The sequence below is a fragment of the Dietzia massiliensis genome, from assembly GCF_018390595.1.
GTDB lineage: Bacteria > Actinomycetota > Actinomycetes > Mycobacteriales > Mycobacteriaceae > Dietzia > Dietzia massiliensis.
The window spans coordinates 1-439 of record NZ_JAHBAV010000209.1 but is presented as its reverse complement, the minus strand read 5'-3'; the positions used below and the strand labels follow the sequence as shown (position 1 = coordinate 439).

The window sequence follows — 439 nt, the reverse complement described above, 5'->3', positions numbered from 1 at the left end:
CACTTCATACAGCGGCCATTCAACGTGGCTCATGATCTCGGTTCCTTATGTTGGCTATGCGGCGGAGGCGGCGTTTTTCGCGGCGTGGGCCATGGCGCCGTCGCGCACCCAGGCACCGTCTTCCCAGGCGCGGCGTTTGGCCTGCAGGCGTTCGTGGTTGCATTGGCCGCGCCCTTTGATCACCTCATGCAGCTCGCTCCAGTCGATTTCGCCGAAACGATAGTGGCCCGCGGCGGCGTCCCAGCGCAGCTCCGGATCCGGCGCCGTCATGTCCAGCGCTTCAAGCTGCGGTACGGTGTTGTCGACGAATTTCTGCCGCAGCTCATCGTTGCTGTGGCGTTTGATCTTCCACGCCATGCTCTGGGCGCTGTGGGGGGAGTCGGCGTCGCTCGGGCCGAACATCATCAGCACCGGCCACCAGAAGCGATCGATGGCGTCC

1 protein-coding gene is annotated in these 439 nt (G+C 64.2%); it reads right to left on the bottom strand.

What is annotated here, in order from left to right:
• Nucleotides 1-54: 54 nt before the first annotated feature.
• Nucleotides 55-439 (bottom strand): Phenylacetic acid catabolic protein (locus KHA85_RS20295; protein WP_213186681.1); only part of this gene is annotated, 385 nt, incomplete at its 5' end.